Here is a 22,260-nt window from a genome sequence, read left to right on the forward strand (position 1 = left end):
TTTGTCAAAAATATGTCGGAAATGTGTTGTCACGTTTATATATATGTGCTATATTATTTCCTGTAAGCGATTTCAAATAGTTTTAAAGCGCATTCAAGGGGGACATCTAGAATAATGAAACGTTACGAAAGAAAGTGGAAGCATATTTGTTTGAAACGTGTGGCACATCGTAGTGTCCAAGAAAGCACGGAACCTAAGACTGAAACGCGCAAAGAACAGCAAGAGAAGCAATTGGTTCTACAAAAATAGCAATCACTTTTTCGTATATAAATGAAGGTCGATCGTTCGTTGGGGGATGGACGTGAAATTACTTTCAGCTAAGGGGTATTGTCTGATATATAATTTATACGGCAATAAATAAGCACAGAGCATACGGCGCTCTGTGCTTATTGTTATTATTTCTCTTTTTTGAATCGAACTGTCTTATCCCAGCCAATGACTTGTTTCTTGCTCTTTGCACGTAAGTACAAGATTAAGCTACGAATAAATAAGTACGTAAAGAGCTGTGCGTACGTAAAGTACATAATAACGCTAATAAAAATATTAGTCGGTGTAAAGGTTCGTTCGACACTCTGGGCACTAAATAATTGAGAAACATATGTAATATATGCGACATACCACATAAATAGTAGCGGAATGCTATATTGAATTTGGAATATCCCGAGTAGCCCAATTACAAACCAAACGTTTGAAATGATTAGGAATAGCCAAAATACAATATACACTAGAACTTGTTGTAAGGAATGAACAAGCAGCTTTCCTTTAAAGAAACTTAATGACGAGAACATTTTTTCTAAAATGTATAAATTCCCTTGGAGCCAACGTGTACGTTGTTTAATAAGAATTTTTAAATGCTCTGGTTCTTGTTCCCAAGTAACTGATTCTGGGACGATTGGTAAGAGATAACCTTTTTGTGTAATTCTTAATGTTAATTCAGCATCTTCTGCAATTGCATAAGGGTCATAGCCACCAAGCTCTTCTAGTGCGGAGCGACGAAGAAGCATATTTGTTCCTGTCAGTGAGCCTGTTTGGAATAGTAACCAGCGTCCAGATTGCATAAGGAGCTGGAAGATTTGAAATTCCAGTGAAATCATTCGCGTCAGCCAGTTTCGCTTTTCGTTTACTGTACGAACATGTCCAACAGCTCCAACAGCATCTTCAGTTGTTTCAGCGTGCTCTACAAGCATTCGCAGTGCGTGTGGTTCAGGTTGGTTATCTGCATCGTACACACAGAAGTATTCACCATCTGAAATACTAAGCCCATAGTTTAGTACACGTGATTTACCCTTCGGTTCACCGGGGGGAACACGAATATGGCGAATATGAGCATAAGCTTTGTCGAAATCATCGCCGATTTCAGGTGTTTCATCTTGAGAGTTATCATTTAATAAATAAATAGTTAGCTTTCCAGGATATTCAATCTTCGCCATCGCCTCTAAAGTATCTTTAATAACGACGCCTTCATTATGGGCAGGTATGAAAATATCGACGCTCGGATAATGTTCTAGCGTACGATCTTTTCGTTTGCTATTTCGATGAATTAAGCCCGCAATTGTTAAGAAAGAGTAGTAAACGAGTAAGCCAGAGAATAGAAAGGCTGTAAAAATCAGTACATATTTAATTGAAAATGTGATACTAATCCAAAAAACGAGTACGCAAAACAGAAGGAATAAAAGAAGTATAACGAGAGTCATCATAACAGTGTCTGTCCTTTGTTTCCAATGTGCTCGCGTGAAATTTTTATATCTCGGATTGCTTCAGCAGCAAGCCATTGCTCCATTTTTGGCTGTAGGCGGTTCATTACAATGTCAGCACCAGCTTCATTTGTGTTTTGTAATAAAATAACTAGCGTATTATTATCATATTCAGCAGCAAGGTCAAAATCATTCCTTACCGTTTCAACTAATAAGGAAGCTACACGGTCCATAACACTTTCCTTCGTATATTTACTAAAGGAAGTGAAATCAAAGTAAATGATAACGCCTGTTTCATTACGACGATTCATTGCAGTTGTTAATAATGCTTGGCGTCTCTCGAATTCTTGTCTTGTTAGTAATTTTGATTCTCCAATATATTGTTCTAATGTTCTCACACGCTCAGTTAAAGTTTTATTTTCATGAATCACTTTTTTCAATAGGTGAGTTGTTATATATACAATGAAGAAGTTAGCTGCCATCAGGAAGTGGATAATCATATATTGCCATTGATCTGATGTACTCCATAAATGAAGCCATGCTTGATAGAACAAATAAAATACGGAAATAATGGTTCCTAGTATGAAGAAAACAAATGCTGTTTTGTCAGCTAAAAATAAGAATAGTACATTTACGATTACGTATATTATTGTAAAAATGAGCGCATGCTCATAATTCGTCACATGTACAGTAGTAAAATAAAATACAATTTGTAGAATCCACATAGAGAGGATTTTATAGAACTTATCTTTCACAAAACTTTCCTCCTTAAAGCTATTTCATCCATAGATACTTGTAGTATGCGCAATTATTAAGAAATTGACTATGTCGTTACATTCTTTTGAAGGGCAACAACAAGTAGTATTTCTATTTTCATCAGAAAAATAAAAAGACTTAAACATTATTGTATCATAATGTTCTTATATTTGGGATAAGATGCTTGATAGATATATATAATACGTTTGGATTGCATGAAAAAAGTCTTCTCTTGGAGAAAGAGAAGACTCTATATAAGTTTATAGGAACATCATACCTGCAACTGCTGCGTTTAAGAAGTTCGCTAATGTACCAGCGATAACTGCTTTAATCCCTAATTGTGCAATTTGTTTACGGCGAGTAGGAGCTAACGTTCCAGTTACACCTAATTGAATTGCGATAGAAGAGAAGTTTGCGAATCCACAGATTGCAAATGTTAAAATTAGATTTGTTTTGTCAGAGAACTCTGCCATGTGTGGTCCTAAGTTTGCGTATGCAACGAATTCGTTGATTGCAAGTTTTTGACCAATGAAGCTTGCTGCTTGTACAGCTTCACCAGGAGAAACCCCGATTAAGATTGCAAATGGTGATAATAAGTAACCGAAGATTAAATCAAGGCTAAGTTTAATATCGAACAGAGAACCAACCCATCCTAATAATCCATTTAATAAAGCGATTAATGCGATGAAAGCCATTAACATTGCTGCTACGTTAATAACAAGTTGCATACCTTCAGATGCACCGCGTGCAGCTGCATCGATAACGTTTGCGTCTTCACGTTCTGTAGAAAGTTCAACGTTATTATCTACTTTTTCTGTCTCTGGCATAATCAGTTTCGCAATTAATAAGCTTGATGGAGCTGCCATTATTGCAGCTGCTAATAAGTGCTCTAACGGAATACCCATTGCTGCATAACCGACAAGAACAGATCCAGCAACAGCTGTCATACCGCTTACCATAATAGTGAAGAATTCACTATTTGTTAAGCGTGCTAAGTAAGGTTTAATTAAAATTGGAGCTTCAGTTTGTCCTAAAAATACAGTCGTTACTGAGTTTAAGCTTTCTGCTTTAGAAGTTCCAAGAAGTTTACTTAATGCACCGCCAACGATGCTAACAAATTTCTGCATAATACCGAAATAATATAAGATTGCTACTAATGAACTAATAAATACGATTGGAAGTAGTGCTTGAATAAAGAATACAAATCCCCAAGGTCCTTTTGCGTTGACTAAATCCCCAGTAACGAACTTAATTCCCTCGTAAGAAAAATTAATTAATCCTTGAACACCGTCAGCAGCGTGTTTTAAACCTGCTTTACCAGCATCCCATCGTAATACGATAAATGAAAATGACATTTGTAATGCTAGCGCGATTAAAATTGTGCGCCAATTAATAGCTTTGCGGTTGGAAGATAGTAAGAATGCAATTGCTAATACTCCAATCACGCCGCCAATTCCCCATAAAAGATTCATGCAGTGTATGCTCCTTCCTCATAGTAAAAACAGTGTATAAACCAGTTGTCTATACGTTTACGAATATAACATCTTAAGTAACTTATCATAATGGACATCGGAGGTCAAACGTCTAATGAAAAGTTTAAATAAAAAGAAAATTCTTCAAAAAAACACATATGAAATAAATAGACATGAAATAGGTTATGTTTTTTATGGGAATATATACATTATGATAACGTTATGCATTGTTTTTGCAGAATAAAGTGTATGAAATAGAAGAATAGATACATTATTTTTGTAGAGGGAAGCTAGGGGAAAGGGAGAAATGTGTTGAAATTGTACAAAAAAGCCTTCTAGTAAACTAGAAGGCTTTGAAACTATTAATTAAGGTGCTTTCGTGTATCCTAAGAAGTGGCTCTTCCAATAAGAGTTACTTAATGAAGCGATTGCTACACCTTTATCTCCAGCTTGGATAAATGATCCGCCCCCAAGGTAAATACCCATGTGAGAAGGACCAGATTTATAAGTGTTTTGGAAATAAATTAAGTCACCAGGTTGTGGACTTGAAGTTTTTGGTAGGCTACTCCAATATCCTGCAACACTTTGGCGGCTAATGTTATGACCAAATTTCTTAAATACGTGGTAGATGTAACCACTGCAGTCAACACCGTTAGCAGAAGTTCCGCCCCAAACGTATGGTACACCTTGCATTGATTTTGCGTATGCAAGTACGGAAGAACTGTCGCCGCTATTATTACCTGTATTATTATTGTTGTTATTGTTTTGATTGTTATTTTGGTTATTGTTAGGCTTATTATCTACTGCGCCTCCAACTGGTGTTTTAGATAGGTAACGTGTTCCGATATAACCAGTTTGACCGTTGTAGTTAATTTTGCTCCATCCAGAGTTTTCAGAGATTACTTGAACCTTCTGACCTTGTGGAAGTGCGCCTATGATTCTATAGTTTGTACCTTCGCCGCTACGTACATTTAGTGCAGAAGCATTAATGTAGTAGTCACCAATTGCACCTTGGTTAGGTTTTTCAGGTTGTTTTGGTTGCTCAGGAGTAGTAGTGCCACCTTTAACGAATTTTACAAATTCGCTACTAACAAAGCCTGTTTTTCCTTGGTAATTTACTTTAAACCAACCGTTTTCAGATCCAACTACGTTTAATGTTGTACCGTTTAAAACGCCACCAATTACACTATGGTAAGCAGCAGGGCCTGTACGAACACGTAAAGATGTAGCGTTAACTACGTAAGAACCACCAGTTTGAATAGTTCCATTATTGTTTTGCTCTTGTTTGTTGCCTTCTGTAACGTTTTCGTTAGAACCGCCTTTTGTTACGTAGTCTTTGCTTATATAAGCAGTTTGTCCTGCGTAATTGATTTTGAACCAATCTTGAACTTCGCCAACAACTTGTACTACTTGTCCTTTTTTGACAGAACCTACAGTTGTGTGAGAAGTGCTAGGACCTGTACGAACGCGAAGGGAAGATACATTTACTGTATAATTTCCGCTTGCTGGTTTTACTTCTTGGTTGTTATTATTCGTATTGTTGTTTGAAGAACCCGCATTAGAAGAAACGCCAGATACGAATTCGCCACTTACATAACCTACTTGTCCATTATGGTTAATTTTCACCCAACCATTTTCTTGTCCAATTACGTTTAATGTTTGTCCTTCATATACACGTCCAGAAACAGAACTAGATGTGTTAGGAGCTGTACGTACACGTAATACATCAGCAGTAACTTTATTGTTTCCACCTGTGCTTACATTGTTGTTTGCTGCTCCACTTTTTGATACAAATTCGCCACTAACAAAGCCTGTTTTTCCGTTAATGTTAATTTTGAACCAACCATTTTCTTCGCCAATCACGTTTAGTGATTGACCGTTATAAACACGTGAGATGATGTCGTGAGAAGTGCTTGATCCCGCACGAACATGTAATACGCTCGCGTTTACCGTATAAGATGAGTTGTTTGATGCAGAAGCTTGGACAGTTGTAGCAGCTTTTTGTGTATTTTGTTCAGGTGCAGCTTGAACACTATCAAGTGTAGGTGCTGCTCCTCCTGCTACAGACACTGCCGCAAGACCGGCAAGATACTTTTTCATAATTTGTCGATTCCTTTCTGTCTGTAATGTAGTGAAGAAATATTTACCAACTGTTAAAAATTCTAAAGAGCATGTCGATTACTGTCAAGGCTTATGTGGGAATCTGAATATGACAAAAAGATTACAAGAAAAAATCAAGGTATAAATTTACACCTTGATTTCCATTTAAATGCATATATTGAATGTGAAAGGACAGAAATTATTCGGGTTTAAGAAGATGCCATATTGGATTGTAACAAGATTTGATTAAAAGATTTTTGCAGCTTTTTGGTGATAGGACCAACTTGCCCATCTTGAATCGCGGTTCCATCAAGGTGGGTCATTGGTAAAATTTCAATCGTTGTGCCTGTAAAAAAGCATTCATCTGCTTGATAAACGTCACGAATGCTGAAAAGTTCTTCCTGTACAGGAATGTGAAGAGTATTCGCTAAAGAAAGGACATATTGACGAATAATTCCATTTAAAATAAGATGATTGGCTGGATGTGTGTAAAGAGTTCCATTTTTAATTAAAAAGAAGTTGGAATGGCTTCCTTCCGTTACAATACCATTCCTTACGAGAAGTGCCTCTTTACAGCCTTTCCGTTCAGCTTTCGTAGCAGCTAGTACGTTTGGTAATAAATTTAATGATTTAATGTCACAGCGTAGCCATCGAGTATCGGGTTCTGATATAGCGCGTATACCATATTCAATCCATAAGGCTGGTCTTTCTTTTTTTGTAATATAGGCATAAATTGTCGGAGGGGTGTCATATGAAAATACATGTGTGCGAGCTTGTACACCGCGAGATACTTGCAAATAAATTGTGCCATCTTCGTGGAAATGGTTTCGTTCAATTAATTTGTAAAATAAAGTGATGAGCTCAGCTTTTGAGAAAGGGAGCGATAATTCTACTTCTTCCATGGAGCGATATAATCTCGTTATGTGCGGATCTAATAAGTGAAAGTTCCCTTTATATAGGCGAATAACCTCGTAGACACCATCTCCAAACTGCAAACCTCTCTCTTCAAGTTCTATGTACGTTTGTTGTTTTGTTGTATCAATAACTTCATCATTCCAAAGTACAAATTTTTCGTATGCCAATTTCCGTCCCATCCTTTCGTAAGTACGTAAGTAACGTGAAACTTTCATTCATGCGACATAAAAATCACTATAGTAATTTTTATGTAAGCAATTCTCTACATATGACCGTATATGTATTTGTAAATCATAGAGAAGTAAGGATGGTTTACCCCGCATTCACGGGCAGTAAAACTCCTACTTAAAAATTCGGGTGGAGCAAAGAAGTGAAGTGGGCGAATAACTGCCCGTAGCTGCCCGATTGGTGAGGGCTGATTAAAGTTTCACTTTACAGCATTTTGTATATACAAATTCGAAAATAAGAATGAGAATCCTGCTTTTAAATAAAAAAAAAGCAACATTCTTATGGAATGCTGCACAAGGAGGGTAGCTATCTTTCATAGGGACATTGTCTCGTTGAATGTTTTGTGTATGGAAACAAAACATGTTGAAAGACAATTATAAGAAAGTAGAAACAAAAGATTTACACACTTCTTTAAGGGATCTTATGAAAGATGAGAGATAAGAAATATGTAGAACCTCGTTTACATATTTTATTATAGAGATCCTTCATTAACACTATGTGAATATTTGGTAAAGGTTATGTAATTTTAAAGTTAATGAATATAAGTAGTTGTATGGAAGAAAATAAAAAAAGAGGCTGAGATTACTCAGCGCTCTTCTTTTCTTCTTTAATAACTGTTTTTACTTCACCAGTTTTGATCTTATTACTTTCAGAGAAGCGAAGTAAGTCACCTTCAATGATTTTATCAGACATGTTCAATTCATTTTGGGCACGATCAATTAGTGGTTGAGATTCTTCTTTCGGTAATTGTACAACTTCGCCAGTAGCACGATCATAGAATGTACTGTTTGTGTACATGTATTTATCTGTAACGAAGCTACCGTCACGAAGAACAACGAATCCTTTATTATCAGGTGAGAATACATCATGACCGAATCGAACGTCATTTGTAGAATCTACACCAAGTAAGTTTAGAATAGTTGGTTTAATGTCAATTTCACCAGTTGGTTTCGAAATTGTTTTACCTTCTTTTTGACCTGGAACGTGAATAAACATCGGTGTTTTTTGTAAGTTCATATGGTCAAATGCAGTGATTTCTTCTTTTCCTAAGAACTGTGCCATTGCACGGTTATGGTTTTCAGAAATACCGTAGTGGTCACCGTAGAATACGATTACTGAGTTGTCGTAAATACCTTCTGCTTTTAGACGCTCAATAAAGTGTTTCATTGCTTCGTCTAAGTAACGAGCAGTTACCATGTAACGGTCAAATACTCCATCACCAGAATTGTATTCGTCGATTAATTTTGTACTGTCATCGTAAGTGAATGGGTAGTGATTCGTTAAAGTAAGGAAGCGAGTATAGAATGGTTGCTTCACTTGTTTTAACATATCAATAGATTGATCGAAGTACTCGATATCTTTTAATCCCCAGTTTAATTTTGTTTCTGGCGTAATCTTGTAGTCAAGTTCGTTGTAGTAACGATCATAACCAAGTGCTGGATACATAATGTTACGGTTCCAGAATGTTGCGTTGTTTGCGTGGAATACCGACGTGTGATACCCTTGCTGACGTAAAATTTCTGGAGTTGCTGTATATTCATTGTTACCGTGTGTGAAGAATACAGCACCGCGGTCTAGTGGATATAACGAAGTATCTACTAGGAATTCAGCATCAGATGTTTTACCTTGACCAGTTTGATGGAAGAAGTTATCAAAGTAATAACTTTCTTTCGTAAATTGGTTTAAGAATGGTGTAACTTCTTGTCCGTTAACTGTTGCACCAATTAAGAATGTTTGTAATGACTCAAGAGAGACAACAATTACGTTTTTCCCTTTTGCAGTACCGAACATATTTGGATCCGGTTTACTTTGTGTTGTTTTTACGTAGTTTTCTGTTTCTTGTAATTTACTACCGTCAGCGAACGCTTTTTGTGAACTTGATTTTGCTTGTAAGCCAAGATCGTATACTTGGTGTACATATAATCCTAAGTTTTTAACAAGCATAACGCGGTCGAATGAACGTGTTAATAGTTCTGGGCGTTCAGCTTCTGCAAGTCCTAAGTTTGCGAAGAAAATAGCAACTGTTGATACGAAGTATAGAGAACGCATCGGACGTGCTACACGCTCTGTAGGTGCAAAGTTCTTCATTTTCTTTAATAGAACGAAGAAAACGATAATGTCTGCAAATGCAAGGATAATTTTGTAGTTAAATAATTCTTTCACACTAGAACCTAAACTTCCGAAGTTAGATGTTTGTCCTAGCACCGGTAATGTAACGAAGTCATTGTAGAATCCGTAGAACATTACGTTACCAACAAGAACGATTGTTAAGACAAAATTAATTCCAAGTGCTATATAGTTACGTTTTTTCCCTTTTGCAAATAATGCAAGACCAACAAGCAGTAATGATGCTGCTAATGGGCTAAGGAATAAAATGAATTCTTGCATGAAAGATTCAAGTTTTAAGTCAAAGCTTGTGCGTGTAATAAGGTAAGTTTTCAGCCATAAGGCTAAAGCTACGAATACAGTGAAACGCACATTTTGAAATTGTGATTTCAAGGTTTCTTTCATTCATTTCCACCCTTTCTCTATCAGGCTTGGTCGATTTTGGAGCGAAAAATGCTAAAATAAAAAATACATAGTTTTCTTGGCCATAATTAAAGGTTCTATATTCACCCATATACGACTATAACTATGCATACCCTTTTGGTTTCTTTTGTTGCTCATAAGCATAACGTCATTTCTGTATTATACAACAAAATTCGTTTATGAGAAACACTATAACATTTTACATTTTTTGTATAAGATTTGTCACTACCAGAGAAAACTTTAACATTCGTTTATATGTCCGTCAACTAGAAAATATAACAAAGGTAGAGCAGAATGTTAAGTAGAAGTGAAAATTTTCTTTGTTGAGAAATAAGAAACGAAGATGGGTAAGGGTTATCTAGAAATCTATTATATGAAGGAAATCGTGTAAAAATTAACGAACACTTGTTCTTTTTTAGTTTGTTTGTTACAATAAAAGTTCATTGATAGGTTTTGTGTAATTTCCATGAACTTTTACTGATAACATATTGTAGCTTATTTCTTTTTAAAAATAGGGAGGCTTTTTACATGAAACAAAAATTTTCGGTTGAAGCGTTTTGGAAGAAAGTAAAACATGTTGCAAAGCAAGCAGGGCAGTCGGTCATTTATGCAAGTTTATTACTGTTTTACGTTTTGCAAAGACCAGATGTTCCAAAACGAGTGAAAATTATTGTAATTGGAGCACTTGCTTATTTTATTGCACCGATTGATGCGATTCCAGATTTCATTGCTGGAATTGGCTATACGGATGATTTAGGGGCGTTAACGGCCGCACTAATACAGGTGTCGTTATACGTCAATGAAGATGTGAAAGATAAGGCACGAGTGAAGTTGGCAGAATGGTTTGGTTCGGATATAGACACAACATTTATCGATCAGAAATTAGGTCAATAGGTGAAACCTGTCATAAGGTGACAGGACGAACGTAAGCGAGGAAGTGCATTATGCCATCAGGAAGAACGCATACGAAAATAAACTTAATATCCCTTCCGGTTGTTTTGTTTTTGCTCTTTTCGTATGGATTAACAAATTTTGATTTTTTATTAACTTTTGCAATTGGTTTTTTAGTAGGTACTTCATTTTTAACACCAGATTTAGATACGTACAGTAATGCTTATAACAAATGGGGTTTCTTACGTATATTTTGGTATCCTTATAAGAAAGTAATGCCACATCGATCTTTCTTTACGCATACGATTATACTTGGTGATGTGATTCGTATTGCGTACATGTTAATTGTCTTTTCTCCATTTTTATTACTATTAAATGTAATCGCATTGGATGGTAATTTAATAGAAATTGCGCAGAAACATGAGGTTGAAATTGTAACATTCTTAATGGGAATTGTTGTGGCAAGTACGCTCCACATTATAGCGGATAAAGTGAATACACGCCGAAAGAAAATGATGAGAAAAAAGAAGAAACGCAGAAGATAAAGTGAACGAATTAGGAAAAGGGCCCCTTGCAATTTGCAAGGGGCCCTTTTTAAACAAATATTTGTTTAAAATTAAGCTTTCAGCACTTTAATTCCTTTTACAATGTTCCAGATGAAGTAGTATAAGCTGATGATTCCGCAAATAGCTAAGACAATCATTGATCCAATTCCAAGTGTTACATCTGGTTGATCAGATCCAAGACCCATAATTCCTAAAATAGTTACGCCAATGAATGTAGCGATACTTGGAATGATGTGTGTCCATAGAGCACGTTTTGCATGTGGTTTTGTTTCAGCGTCTCCTACAATCCAAACGATAATAGGGAATAAGATAGGGGCAAATAGTACACTAAAGTATGATAACGCAGCTAATATTTTATTTCCGTTCATATATATCACCTCATAAATAATTTCTGTTGTTATACTATTATTATGCAATAATTTTGGCAAACTTCCTATCGATGAACATTACAAGAACGTGACGATTTTGTAAGATTTTCTGTTAAATAATAAAATTTTCAAAAAAATCTTTTTTAATAGAAATTGTTATGGTACAGTATAAATGAAAGTTATTGAAAACGTTTTCTTAAACGTTTTTTTATTTTAGACTTAAAGGTATGATGACCTGATAGTCTATTGATGAGGTTATTCTATTCAAAAGGGGATTCTTTAGGGGGAGAGAACAATGAACACATGGACACAAGTTTATGATCCATTCGGAAACATTTGGATTTCGGCAGCGGTCGCACTTATTCCGATTATCTTTTTTTTCTTAGCTTTAGCAGTTTTCCGCATGAAAGGGTATGTGGCAGGGTTTATTACAGTTGTACTTACAGTTTTAGTAGCGTTATTCGCTTATAAAATGCCGTTCACGATGGCAATGGCAGCGACCGGATATGGTTTCTTATACGGATTATGGCCAATTGCTTGGATTATCATTATGTCGGTATTTTTATATAAAATTTCTGTGAAAACAGGTCAATTCGATGTGATTCGTGCATCGGTATTATCGATTACGAACGATCATCGTCTACTCGTTATTTTAATTGGATTTTCATTTGGAGCATTTTTAGAAGGAGCGGCAGGATTTGGGGCACCAGTAGCGATTACAGCAGCGCTTCTTGCGGGTCTTGGGTTAAATCCTTTATACGCAGCAGGTCTTTGTTTGATTGCAAATACTGCACCAGTGGCGTTCGGAGCGATGGGAATTCCGATTACAGTTGCTGGACAAGTAACAGGTATTGATCCACATAAAATTGGACAAATGGCTGGGCATCAATTACCGTTCCTATCATTATTTGTGCCATTCTTTATCGTATTTTTAATGGATGGATTTAAGGGGATACGACAAACGTGGCCTGCGTTATTTGTAGCGGGTAGTTCATTTGCGATTACGCAGTTCATTACAGCGACATTTTTAGGACCAGAACTTCCGGATATTACATCGGCACTTGTAAGTTTAATTAGTTTAGCGCTGTTCTTAAAAGTTTGGCAGCCGAAAGAAATTTATCAATCTGGGCAAGCCAATAGTGAAGTAGCAGCAACAACGACAGCGGCATCGATGCCGAAATTAACGTTTGGAAAAGTAGTGAAGGCATGGTCCCCATTTATCGTATTAACGGTTATGGTAGTCATTTGGAGCCAAAGTTTCTTTAAGGCATTATTCACTCCAGGAGGGGCTTTAGAAAGTCTTGTATTTAAGTTTGAAATTCCAGGTCTGCATAATCTAGTAATGAAAGCAGAGCCAATTGTAAATAAACCAACGCCTTACGAGGCAATTTTGAAGTTTGATGTATTATCGGCAACCGGAACAGCGATTTTAATTGCGTGTATCATTTCCATGTTTATTTTGAAAATGAATGTAAAAGATGCAGTAGTGACATTTAAAGAAACGTTAAGCGAATTAAAAATGCCAATTCTATCTATCGGATTCGTACTAGGGTTTGCATTTATCGCAAACTATTCTGGTCTATCTTCCACGTTAGCGTTAGCATTAGCTGGAACTGGCGGACTATTCCCGTTCTTCTCACCATTCTTAGGCTGGATTGGCGTATTCCTAACAGGGTCTGATACGTCTGCGAATGCACTGTTCTCAAATTTACAAGCCATTACAGCGCAGCAAGTCGGCGTATCTGAAGTGCTTCTCGTTGCAGCAAATACAACAGGCGGTGTAACAGGTAAAATGATTTCCCCACAGTCGATTGCGATCGCTTGTGCAGCAGTTGGTCTTGCTGGAAAAGAATCGGATTTGTTCCGTTTTACAGTTAAGCATAGTTTGTTCTTCGTTATCATTGTAGGGATTATGACTTATGTGCAGGCTTATTATTTAACTTGGATGATTCCGTAAAGAGCAAAAGAAATAAACTTTGAATTTTTCAGATTATGGTGTATGATGGGAAAGTATTGAAAATTAAATCAGTGATAAACTAGGGGTGCCTAACGTATGCGTAGGCTGAGAGAGAAGCGCGTGAACTTCTTAACCCTTTGGACCTGATCTGGCTCGTACCAGCGTAGGGAAGTTAACGGCTTTACATAATGATGTCTTTTATGAGCCAGGTCCTTATTTTTTTATGGACCTGGCTCTTTTTATTTTGGCATACGCTGGCCATATCTCGTCCTTGTCACGTACAGGGGGGCAACAAAAATTATGAAACAATCTGTTTCAGCTGAGCAAATTGAATTGAAATCGAGTTTACCAGGGAGTAAGAAAGTATATGTGGATGGGCCACGAGAAGGCATGAAAGTACCGATGCGTGAGATTGAACAAAGCGAAACGAATGGCGTTCCAAATCCGCCAATTCGTGTGTATGATACGAGCGGCCCTTATACGGATCCTGAGTATAAAGTGGAGTTAGAAAAGGGGATTCCAACGCCGCGCCACTCTTGGATTATGGGGCGTGGTGATGTAGAAGCATACGAAGGGCGTGAAGTGAAACCAGAGGATGACGGTGTGAAAGTGGCTTCGAAACATACACCTGTTTTCCCGCAAATGGATCGCCAGCCACTTAGAGCAAAGCAAGGTGCAAACGTTACGCAAATGCACTATGCACGTAATGGCATTATTACTTCTGAGATGGAATATGTTGCGATTCGTGAAGGGGTAGAGCCGGAGTTTGTTCGTAAGGAAATCGCAGAAGGCCGCGCTATTTTACCAGCGAATATTAATCATCCAGAAGCTGAACCGATGATTATCGGGCGTAACTTCCATGTGAAGGTAAACGCGAATATCGGAAACTCAGCTGTATCTTCTTCGATTGCAGAAGAAGTAGAGAAGATGACGTGGGCTACTCGCTGGGGTGCAGATACGATTATGGATTTATCTACAGGTAAAAATATTCATACGACGCGTGAGTGGATTATTCGTAACGCGCCTGTACCAGTTGGAACTGTACCGATCTATCAAGCGCTGGAAAAAGTAAACGGAATTGCAGAAGATTTAACGTGGGAAGTATATCGTGATACGTTAATTGAGCAGGCGGAGCAAGGCGTTGATTACTTTACGATTCACGCTGGTGTATTGCTTCGTTACATTCCAATCACGGCAAAGCGTACGACAGGTATCGTTTCGCGCGGTGGTTCGATTATGGCGCAGTGGTGTCTATTCCATCATAAAGAAAATTTCCTATATACTCACTTTGAAGAGATTTGTGAAATTATGAAGCAGTACGATGTTTCGTTCTCTCTTGGAGATGGATTACGTCCAGGTTCGATTGCAGATGCAAATGACGAAGCACAGTTTTCTGAGCTTGAAACACTTGGTGAATTAACGAAGATTGCTTGGAAACATGATGTGCAAGTTATGATTGAAGGGCCTGGGCATGTACCGATGCATTTAATTAAAGAAAATATGGAGAAAGAGCTTGATATTTGTCAGGGCGCGCCGTTTTACACACTTGGGCCGCTAACGACAGATATTGCACCAGGTTATGACCATATTACATCGGCGATTGGAGCTGCTATGATTGGCTGGTTTGGAACAGCGATGCTTTGTTATGTAACGCCGAAAGAACATTTAGGTTTGCCAAACAAAGATGATGTACGCACGGGTGTTATTACGTACAAAATTGCAGCGCATGCGGCTGATCTTGCGAAAGGACATAAAACGGCTCATCAGCGTGATGATGCACTTTCAAAAGCACGCTTCGAATTCCGTTGGCGCGATCAATTTAATTTATCTTTAGATCCTGAACGTGCGATGGAATATCACGATGAAACGTTGCCTGCAGAAGGGGCAAAGACAGCTCACTTCTGTTCAATGTGTGGACCGAAGTTTTGTAGTATGAGAATTTCACATGATATTCGTGAATATGCAAAAGAAAATGATTTAGAAACGACAGAAGCAATTGAAAAAGGAATGAAAGAGAAAGCGGAAGAATTTAAAGAAGCTGGTAGTCATTTATATCAATAACATGTTACACCTCTTTACTTGATTGATCACACTGTAGTACCTAACTTTATTATAGAAGAAGCCCCATTTGCTAAGACGGTAGCAAATGGGGCTTCTGTTGTTTATAAGGCAAAGAAGAGATGTACCCAGTAGAATAAGAGGAATAGTGTGACGACTGTTGTGAGCGGGATAACGATAAGGGATACACTTAAATAGTCTTTCCATTTTACTTTAATTTTGTTTTGTTTCAGAATATACATCCAAATGAGTGAAGCTAGTGTACCAATTGGTAGTAATAGTGAACCGATGTCACTACCAATGATGTTTGCAAGATAGATTGTTTTTAATGTGACTGGATCTAGTCCCATTTCTGTTAATGTGATTGTACCAATCATAAGGGCAGGATGGTTATTGAAGACGTTAGAGAGGATGGATACAAGTCCGCCCATTGCAAAGCTAGCATAGAGTAGATGCTGATTCACAATTGGCTCGAGCCATTGTACAAGTGCAGCTGTTAATCCTGCGTTGTGGAGTCCGTAAATAATGACGTACATAGAGAAGGCGAAAATTAAAATGTGCCACGGTGTCTTTTTCAAAATATCGACAGGATTTGTTCGTAAGTAGTACCATCTCCAAATGAGAAGAACGAGTGAACCAAGTACTGCAACGATTTCAATTGGGATGGATAAGAAGGATGCAACGAATAGAAGACAGCGCATCAGGAAGACGAAACCTAATACTTTTAACATGAATCTTGTCCGTTTTTGTTTCGTATCAACAGAATTATTTCCTTTTAGCGGATGGAAGTTTTTCGTGAAGAAAATTTCTTCAATATCATATGAAGAAACAGGTAATTTTTTCGGAAGTTTTTTCTTCAAAACTGTATACATGAGCCATGACATAAATAATAAGCCTAATGTTGCAGGTACAAACATCATAGCAGTATGCATATAAAGAGTCATATTAACGATATTTAATGCAATTAAGTTTACGATATTACTTACACCAATTGGTGCACTAGACGCAGTAGCGATTAAAGCGCCACTTAATAAATAAGGAATTTGTTGATGTGGTTTTAATCGAAGGTTTTTTAGAAGAAGAATTAAAATTGGAGTTGTAATTAAAATACTGCCGTCGTTATTAAATAAAAGAGTCATAAGAAAACATAATAATTGAATATACCAGTATAGACGGCGTCCAGAACCTTTCGCTAGATTTGCCAGTTTCGCTGCGGACCAATGGAAGAAGCCGAAGCTTTCTAATATAACTGCCATAACAATAGTGGCTAATATTGTTATGGAGGCTCCTCCTATTTTACTAACAATATCTATGACGTCTGGTTTTGACACAAGTCCAGTAATTAGGATAATGCCAGCACCGATTGCTGCTGGCCATGCCTCATTTAAGCCGTGGGGTCGCCAAAAGATAACGATCATCGTTAAGAAAAATACAATAATAGTAATCCATATTTCAATGCTCATATTTTGCCTACCTTTCTATTTTCCCTTGAACAGATGTAGCTTGTCTCAAGTTTATATTGGTAGTATATTCAGCAAAAATAAGAAGAACTAGACGTATAACGAGATGAAGCGAATATGTGTTTTTCATGCTAAAGGACAAGTGTCACGAATAGTGAAATAACTATTATGAGAGGAGTCTATAAATTATTGGGGCAGTAAGATAGTAAATGAAATTTATATGGGCGCTTATGGAGATATATCAGCGCAACTTAAAATATATCAGCGATTATTGAAATATATCGGCGCAACTTAAAATATATCGACTTATCGACAAAACATGAAAAAAGGAGCCCATGCCAAAATGCCTTTTGGAATAGACCCCAATGCTATATTATTTTTCCTTCAAAAAAGTACGATCCTTCAAGAATAAATTCCAGAAGAAAATAAATCCTGGTAATAAAATTGCAATCCCAATTGCGTATAGAATAAGCAGTGCATAGAACGTTTCTTTCGTTGTAAAGCTTGTAAATACAGTTACGTCAGGATAAATAATATAAGGTAAATGCGCGACGCCGTAAGCGTAGCTTGCAAATGCATATTGAGCGACGACAGCTAAAACGGCAATGCGAGGGTATCCTAGTGTATTGTATTTTTTGTTTGTCCACCAAAGGGACGAGTATCCGATAACGAATAAAATAATAGAAACTGTAAACCACGGGAATTGCTTTATTAATCCTTGCATAAGCCAATGTGTTTCTGGGTCCATTACAACGAGGGCGATGATCGCTGTAACGAGCGTTGCAGGACCAAGGATGATGGCATTTCTTCTATAAATTCTATACGTATCTTCTGAACTTTGTTCTCTCGCAAAATCAGCGAGAAAGAGAGAGGAGAGAAATAGTTCAGACGTTAGTCCGAAAAGCATATAACAGTAGATAACCGGGCTAGAAAGAAGTTTTCCATACAGGAGTACTTCTTTTCCTTCAGACATTGTAATATAGGCTCCCTCTGTAACGGGTAAAACGGTAATTAATAGTGCTGGAATTAAGAGACCAGTAATACCTGAAATAACCCGAAGAAGGTACTGATATTTTGGCAAGGAGTAAGCAAATACCATAAACGTACTACGTACTGCAACGAGCACTAAAATTAACATAACTGGTACGAACATTACTGTCGCAAGAGTAAAGGCCGCTTTCGGAAAGAAGCCGAGAAATGCGACAACGACGAAAACAAGAAACGTATTTGTTACTTCCCAAGTAGGTGATAAGTACCGATTCGCAAGTTTAGCAGCGAGCGTCGGATGTTTTGCGTATACCATGCCCCAAAAACCAGCTCCAAAATCAATGGACCCTAGTATACTGTATACGAAAATAAGGGCCCATAAGATGATGATTGCAATACTTTCCTCATGCATGAGAATCGCCTCCTTGGTGTTGTAAATCATTCTTTAATGGATGTCTTCTAAAGAATGTCCGTAGAACAATGACTGTTAAAATAGCGAGTCCAATATATAAAATGATGAACAAAATAAATAAAGGACCGACGAAATCGGCGCGTGTAGATGCATCGACGGTACGTTGCATACCATAAATTGTCCATGGCTGACGACCGCTACAACTGAAAATCCATCCGAATTCAATACCGAGCATCATAATTGGTCCGCATGCGGCAGCCCCCCAAAGTAGCCACTTCGGTAGTTCTGTTCCCTTTTTTCGGTAAACGAAGTACCAATATAAGAGCGCAATTGCTGCAACTGCAAAGGTAAACGCAGCAGTGCCGACCATTAAGTTGAATAGTGTATGCGTATAAAATGGTGGCCATGTTTCTTGTGGAAATTCCTTTAGACCTTTTACGACAGTGCTAGGGTCTAGTCCCACTAATAAGCTAAGCATGTTGGGAATTTCAAGTGCATAGTTTAGTTCAAGTGTATTGGGATCCACAACTCCGCCAATGGATAGCGGTGCGTGTGATGTCGTTTCAAATAAAGCTTCAGCAGATGCAAGTTTTTCAGGTGAGTGTTTATGTAAGGCAATCGCTGATTCATGTCCTGAAAGCCACATCGTAGCGCCTGTAATAAATGTAACGACAAGCCCTAATAGTAGCCCTTTTTTATGATAAGCAATTTCACGTGTACTTAAATTTTTCTTCAATAATTTAAATCCAGCGATAGAAGCAATGACAGCCGCACCAGTTGCATAAGCCGTAATAACAACATGGAATGCACTTGTGCCAAAACTTGGATTAAAGAAAGCTTTCCACGGATCAACGTTAAAAACAGATCCATCTGGATTCATTGAAAAGCCTGCTGGTGTATTCATCCATGTATTTGCTGATGTAATGAGCACGGCGGATGCCGTGGCACCAAGCATGACGAAAAATAGCGAGATTAATCTCATAAATGGAGGAAGTTTATCAGCTGCATATACGTAAATCGACATGAATAAAGCCTCCAAAAAGAAGGCGAAAATCTCAATTTGGAAGGGAACAGAAATAACTTGCCCAACAATTTTGGCGAAACCAGGCCAAAGAAGTGAGATTTGCACACCAACAATTGTTCCAGTTGGAATTGCTACACCGAGAAGAATAGCAAACGCCTTTGTCCATCTTTTCGCCATAATGGCATAGTCGGAGTCTTTCTTCCAGTGATAGAGTATTTCGCTTATAAAAATCATCAATGAAAGACCGACACCAAGTGTTGCAAAGATAATGTGGAATGCTAATGAAGAACCAAAAAATGCTCTTGCTAATGTTACCGTATCCATATGTAAACTCCTCTTCTTTTTTGCCATTATTTTCTGATTGAATTGGAAGATTTATTCAAAAAAACTACCAAAAATATATATGTATTTAAAAAGTGAATATGATAATATAATGTTGTAATATTTTGAATAGAAAGAAATAAATAGTTGGTCATGTTTTGTTTGTTTTTTGCTCAGGAATCTTTTATAATCTTTTATGCGAACATAAGTTCTGTTTTTCGGAATCAAGAAGTTTATGTGAAATGGAGAGGGTGTTTTATGTATCCTGAAGTCATTAAAAAGATGGCATTTTCAAAAGAGCATAGAGATTTATTATTGAAGCTATATAATAAAGAAATTACACGTCGTGAATATGATCGACTTGTACAATCGCTATATAAACCTTCTAAAGAGGTTTGCGGGGGATAGAAATGCGGGAGACAATCTAATAGATTGTCTTTTTTAAATTTATGTATGTTCTGATAAAATTAAGGTTAGCCTTACTAGGGAGGTGAAAAGATTGCGGAAACGTTTATATATAGGGATTGGAGTTATCTTCTTAATCGCTTTAGGTGGAATTGTATTTTGGTCAGCTTTACAAGGAAACCGTACAGAAAATTTTATTTTAAGACATATGGTGAATGACAATGGAACACTTGCCACGTATCGTTTAGTAGATACTAAGGCAGGTACGGGTGAAGCTAAGGGACGTGAAGCTTTATCAGAATCGGCGGGATTATGGTTACAGTATACACTTGATAAAGATGATCAGGCGTTATTTGATGAGCAAGTAAAGGTTATTCAAGATAATTTCATATATAAGAATCATATCGTTTTATGGAAACTCTCTGAAAAGGGAGAGAGGCAGTCAGCTACAAATGCACTTATAGATGATCTTCGTATTATAGAACAATTATATCGTGCTTATGAAATGTATAAGGAAGAGCGTTATAAAAACCTTGCCGATCAATTAAGTGATGCTGTACTTCATTATAATAAAAAAGATAATTATTATGTTGATTATTATGATGCAGATGCAGGGAAACAAAATAATTTTGTAACAACATCATACATAAATCCGCGTGCATTCTCCTATATGAAGAAGTACGGCAAAGTTTCTGCTCAGCAATATCAGGAAGTCGTTCAATTTTTAGCAGATTATCCAAGGCATGGCTGGGCATTCCCAAAAGAGTATAAAGAAGATGGTACATTTACGTACGATAAAGAAGTGAATCTTATTGACCAATCATACGTTGCATATCATCGAAGTTTAGGTGGTCTTTCATCAGCTGCTTATTTGGAATTTATAAAGAAGAAGTTCCAGGAGGATGGAAAGCTATACGGTCGTTACAATTTAGAAACGGGAAAACAAACTGTGAATTATGAATCGCCGGCCGCGTACGGACTAACGATTTTGTACGTACTACAAACAGGTGATACAAAGTTTGCGAAGGAATTGTATGATCATATGGCCACATTCCGAAATGACAACGTATTTAGTAGATATTACGGTGGATATGTAACAGGTGAAAATAATAATACGCATATTTTTGATAACGTATTGCCGCTTTTAGCTGAAATGGAATTAAAAAAGAGTGAACAATAAAAGATGCCACCATATGAAGGTGGCACCTTTTATTTGTTCATATAATTTTACGTTCTAATATTAGAGAAGTAGTCAATCACGAATTCACGGAATTGCTGAGCTGTTTTTGATAAGTAGCGTTTTTTTGACCAACTTAATCCGATAGTTCGCTGACAAGTGGGTTCAATAATACGCAACTTGCTCGATGCTAAAGTAGAGTTTTTTAATAAAGTTAAACTTGGAACAAAAGCGATGCCGAGACCTTGCTTAATGAGGTCGCTAATCACGGTCGGTTCATCGACTTCAAAAGCAATATGTGGAGTGAAACCAGCTTCTTTACAAAATTCATCCGTTAAGTGCCGAAATCCATAACCAGTGTTCATACTAATGAACGGTTCGTCCTTTACTTCATGGAGGTGGATATTTTCTCGGCCTGATAAACGATGGCCTGAAGGGACGACTAAGAAAATTTCTTCTGTAATAAGTGGTTCCCAAACAATTTCTTCTCCTTCAATTGGCACAGAGGAGATACAAAAGTCAATTTCTATATTATCTAGTTGTCGTTTCATAGAAGGAGTGGATGCCAGAAATTGTTGGAACCGAACGTTAGGATGTTCTAGTAAAAAAGAGCCAAGTAGTTCTGGCAATATTCTCGGAATAGAAACGGCTAGTGTAATAGAGCTTTGTTGTAATTCGGCTAAATCTTTAATTTCTCGTTCCCCTTCGCTTAATTCATGAAAAATACGCTCTACTCGTTTCAAAAATACTTTTCCGAAAGAATTTAAAGTAATCTGTCGACCTTGGCGATCAAATAAAGGGACGCCTAAATCCTTTTCGAGTCTAGCTATTGTTTTGCTGAGTGAAGGTTGTGCGATATGCAATTCTTCAGCTGCCTTTGTCATATGTTCTAGTCGTGCCACTGTCTGAAAGTATTTTAACTGGAGCAGTTCCATTTCGA

General features: G+C 37.3%; 17 protein-coding genes and 1 riboswitch. Of the genes, 6 read left to right on the plus strand and 11 right to left on the minus strand.

Annotated features, from left to right (window positions below; translation table 11 throughout):
* Positions 1-395: 395 nt before the first annotated feature.
* The 6 genes from ACS2QP_RS20930 to ACS2QP_RS20955 all read right to left on the minus strand — a co-directional run bounded on the left by ACS2QP_RS20930 (position 396) and on the right by ACS2QP_RS20955 (position 9,676).
* Positions 396-1,697, minus strand: coding sequence for a glycosyltransferase family 2 protein (locus tag ACS2QP_RS20930; protein WP_000988749.1), 1,302 nt, complete (start codon positions 1,695-1,697; stop codon positions 396-398).
* Positions 1,694-2,449, minus strand: coding sequence for a diguanylate cyclase domain-containing protein (locus ACS2QP_RS20935; protein ID WP_431148765.1), 756 nt, complete (start codon positions 2,447-2,449; stop codon positions 1,694-1,696). The genes ACS2QP_RS20930 and ACS2QP_RS20935 overlap by 4 nt, the downstream gene beginning before the upstream one ends.
* A 261-nt stretch (positions 2,450-2,710) precedes the next feature.
* Complete coding sequence (locus ACS2QP_RS20940; protein WP_224201243.1) at positions 2,711-3,922, minus strand: NupC/NupG family nucleoside CNT transporter; 1,212 nt, start codon at positions 3,920-3,922, stop codon at positions 2,711-2,713.
* A gap of 366 nt (positions 3,923-4,288) precedes the next feature.
* Positions 4,289-6,022: a C40 family peptidase gene (locus tag ACS2QP_RS20945; protein ID WP_088349196.1), complete on the minus strand. Its 1,734-nt coding sequence runs from the start codon at positions 6,020-6,022 to the stop codon at positions 4,289-4,291.
* Positions 6,023-6,231: 209 nt separating this feature from the next.
* Entirely contained in the window at positions 6,232-7,116 is an 885-nt protein-coding gene (locus ACS2QP_RS20950; RefSeq protein ID WP_438882796.1) for a D-amino-acid transaminase, read from the minus strand.
* A gap of 631 nt (positions 7,117-7,747) precedes the next feature.
* Positions 7,748-9,676 carry an LTA synthase family protein gene (locus ACS2QP_RS20955; protein ID WP_000665358.1) on the minus strand — a complete coding sequence of 643 codons (1,929 nt, stop codon included), beginning with the start codon at positions 9,674-9,676 and terminating at the stop codon, positions 7,748-7,750.
* A 546-nt stretch (positions 9,677-10,222) separates the two neighbouring features.
* On the opposite strand from ACS2QP_RS20955, the gene ACS2QP_RS20960 reads away from it, so the two are divergent.
* Together ACS2QP_RS20960 and ACS2QP_RS20965 are read left to right on the plus strand one after the other, a co-directional pair.
* Positions 10,223-10,588, plus strand: a complete 366-nt coding sequence (locus tag ACS2QP_RS20960) for a YkvA family protein (RefSeq protein ID WP_000810369.1) — start codon at positions 10,223-10,225, stop codon at positions 10,586-10,588.
* 50 nt (positions 10,589-10,638) lie between these two features.
* Positions 10,639-11,130 carry a metal-binding protein gene (locus ACS2QP_RS20965; RefSeq protein ID WP_001139061.1) on the plus strand — a complete coding sequence of 164 codons (492 nt, stop codon included), beginning with the start codon at positions 10,639-10,641 and terminating at the stop codon, positions 11,128-11,130.
* Between the two features lie 71 nt (positions 11,131-11,201).
* Here the strand turns inward: ACS2QP_RS20965 and ACS2QP_RS20970 are convergent, their stop codons facing one another.
* Complete coding sequence (locus ACS2QP_RS20970) at positions 11,202-11,519, minus strand: DUF4870 domain-containing protein (RefSeq protein WP_001014099.1); 318 nt, start codon at positions 11,517-11,519, stop codon at positions 11,202-11,204.
* Positions 11,520-11,814: 295 nt separating this feature from the next.
* Between ACS2QP_RS20970 and lldP the strand changes: the two genes are divergently transcribed.
* Positions 11,815-13,476: an L-lactate permease gene (lldP, locus tag ACS2QP_RS20975; protein WP_001099333.1), complete on the plus strand. Its 1,662-nt coding sequence runs from the start codon at positions 11,815-11,817 to the stop codon at positions 13,474-13,476.
* 71 nt (positions 13,477-13,547) lie between these two features.
* Positions 13,548-13,663: riboswitch (TPP riboswitch) on the plus strand.
* Between the two features lie 113 nt (positions 13,664-13,776).
* Positions 13,777-15,537 (plus strand): phosphomethylpyrimidine synthase ThiC, encoded by a 1,761-nt coding sequence (thiC, locus tag ACS2QP_RS20980; RefSeq protein ID WP_000814485.1) that lies wholly within the window; start codon positions 13,777-13,779, stop codon positions 15,535-15,537.
* A 101-nt stretch (positions 15,538-15,638) separates the two neighbouring features.
* Here the strand turns inward: thiC and ACS2QP_RS20985 are convergent, their stop codons facing one another.
* The 3 genes from ACS2QP_RS20985 to cydA all read right to left on the minus strand — a co-directional run bounded on the left by ACS2QP_RS20985 (position 15,639) and on the right by cydA (position 19,741).
* Positions 15,639-16,997, minus strand: a complete 1,359-nt coding sequence (locus ACS2QP_RS20985) for an arsenic transporter (RefSeq protein ID WP_000021117.1) — start codon at positions 16,995-16,997, stop codon at positions 15,639-15,641.
* Between the two features lie 370 nt (positions 16,998-17,367).
* A complete protein-coding gene (locus ACS2QP_RS20990; RefSeq protein WP_000544185.1) occupies positions 17,368-18,393 on the minus strand; it encodes a cytochrome d ubiquinol oxidase subunit II in 1,026 nt (341 codons plus the stop codon).
* The gene (gene cydA / locus ACS2QP_RS20995) at positions 18,386-19,741 is read right to left on the minus strand and encodes a cytochrome ubiquinol oxidase subunit I (RefSeq protein ID WP_000381976.1); all 1,356 of its coding nucleotides are present in this window, start codon (positions 19,739-19,741) and stop codon (positions 18,386-18,388) included. Before cydA ends, ACS2QP_RS20990 begins: the two co-directional genes overlap by 8 nt.
* Before the next feature lie 255 nt (positions 19,742-19,996).
* Between cydA and ACS2QP_RS21000 the strand changes: the two genes are divergently transcribed.
* Positions 19,997-20,146 carry a hypothetical protein gene (locus ACS2QP_RS21000; RefSeq protein WP_000283180.1) on the plus strand — a complete coding sequence of 50 codons (150 nt, stop codon included), beginning with the start codon at positions 19,997-19,999 and terminating at the stop codon, positions 20,144-20,146.
* 91 nt (positions 20,147-20,237) lie between these two features.
* Positions 20,238-21,323, plus strand: a complete 1,086-nt coding sequence (locus tag ACS2QP_RS21005) for a transcriptional regulator (protein ID WP_438882797.1) — start codon at positions 20,238-20,240, stop codon at positions 21,321-21,323.
* Positions 21,324-21,370: 47 nt separating this feature from the next.
* On the opposite strand, the gene ACS2QP_RS21010 is transcribed toward ACS2QP_RS21005, so the two are convergent.
* Entirely contained in the window at positions 21,371-22,255 is an 885-nt protein-coding gene (locus tag ACS2QP_RS21010) for a LysR family transcriptional regulator (RefSeq protein WP_000421926.1), read from the minus strand.
* Positions 22,256-22,260: the final 5 nt, after the last annotated feature.

The organism is Bacillus cereus group sp. Bce019 (assembly GCF_051781745.1).
In the GTDB taxonomy this organism is placed as follows: domain Bacteria; phylum Bacillota; class Bacilli; order Bacillales; family Bacillaceae_G; genus Bacillus_A; species Bacillus_A cereus.

What these genes read in the sequence shown, in the direction of transcription:
- ACS2QP_RS20930 (WP_000988749.1), bottom strand. Translation starts at nt 1,697, where the DNA reads ATGATGACTCTCGTTATACTTCTTTTATTCCTTCTGTTTTGCGTACTC.
- ACS2QP_RS20940 (WP_224201243.1), bottom strand. Translation starts at nt 3,922, where the DNA reads ATGAATCTTTTATGGGGAATTGGCGGCGTGATTGGAGTATTAGCAATT.
- ACS2QP_RS20945 (WP_088349196.1), bottom strand. Translation starts at nt 6,022, where the DNA reads ATGAAAAAGTATCTTGCCGGTCTTGCGGCAGTGTCTGTAGCAGGAGGA.
- ACS2QP_RS20950 (WP_438882796.1), bottom strand. Translation starts at nt 7,116, where the DNA reads ATGGGACGGAAATTGGCATACGAAAAATTTGTACTTTGGAATGATGAA.
- ACS2QP_RS20955 (WP_000665358.1), bottom strand. Translation starts at nt 9,676, where the DNA reads ATGAAAGAAACCTTGAAATCACAATTTCAAAATGTGCGTTTCACTGTA.
- ACS2QP_RS20960 (WP_000810369.1), top strand. Translation starts at nt 10,223, where the DNA reads ATGAAACAAAAATTTTCGGTTGAAGCGTTTTGGAAGAAAGTAAAACAT.
- ACS2QP_RS20965 (WP_001139061.1), top strand. Translation starts at nt 10,639, where the DNA reads ATGCCATCAGGAAGAACGCATACGAAAATAAACTTAATATCCCTTCCG.
- ACS2QP_RS20970 (WP_001014099.1), bottom strand. Translation starts at nt 11,519, where the DNA reads ATGAACGGAAATAAAATATTAGCTGCGTTATCATACTTTAGTGTACTA.
- lldP (WP_001099333.1), top strand. Translation starts at nt 11,815, where the DNA reads ATGAACACATGGACACAAGTTTATGATCCATTCGGAAACATTTGGATT.
- thiC (WP_000814485.1), top strand. Translation starts at nt 13,777, where the DNA reads ATGAAACAATCTGTTTCAGCTGAGCAAATTGAATTGAAATCGAGTTTA.
- ACS2QP_RS20985 (WP_000021117.1), bottom strand. Translation starts at nt 16,997, where the DNA reads ATGAGCATTGAAATATGGATTACTATTATTGTATTTTTCTTAACGATG.
- ACS2QP_RS20990 (WP_000544185.1), bottom strand. Translation starts at nt 18,393, where the DNA reads ATGCATGAGGAAAGTATTGCAATCATCATCTTATGGGCCCTTATTTTC.
- cydA (WP_000381976.1), bottom strand. Translation starts at nt 19,741, where the DNA reads ATGGATACGGTAACATTAGCAAGAGCATTTTTTGGTTCTTCATTAGCA.
- ACS2QP_RS21000 (WP_000283180.1), top strand. Translation starts at nt 19,997, where the DNA reads ATGTATCCTGAAGTCATTAAAAAGATGGCATTTTCAAAAGAGCATAGA.
- ACS2QP_RS21010 (WP_000421926.1), bottom strand. Translation starts at nt 22,255, where the DNA reads ATGGAACTGCTCCAGTTAAAATACTTTCAGACAGTGGCACGACTAGAA.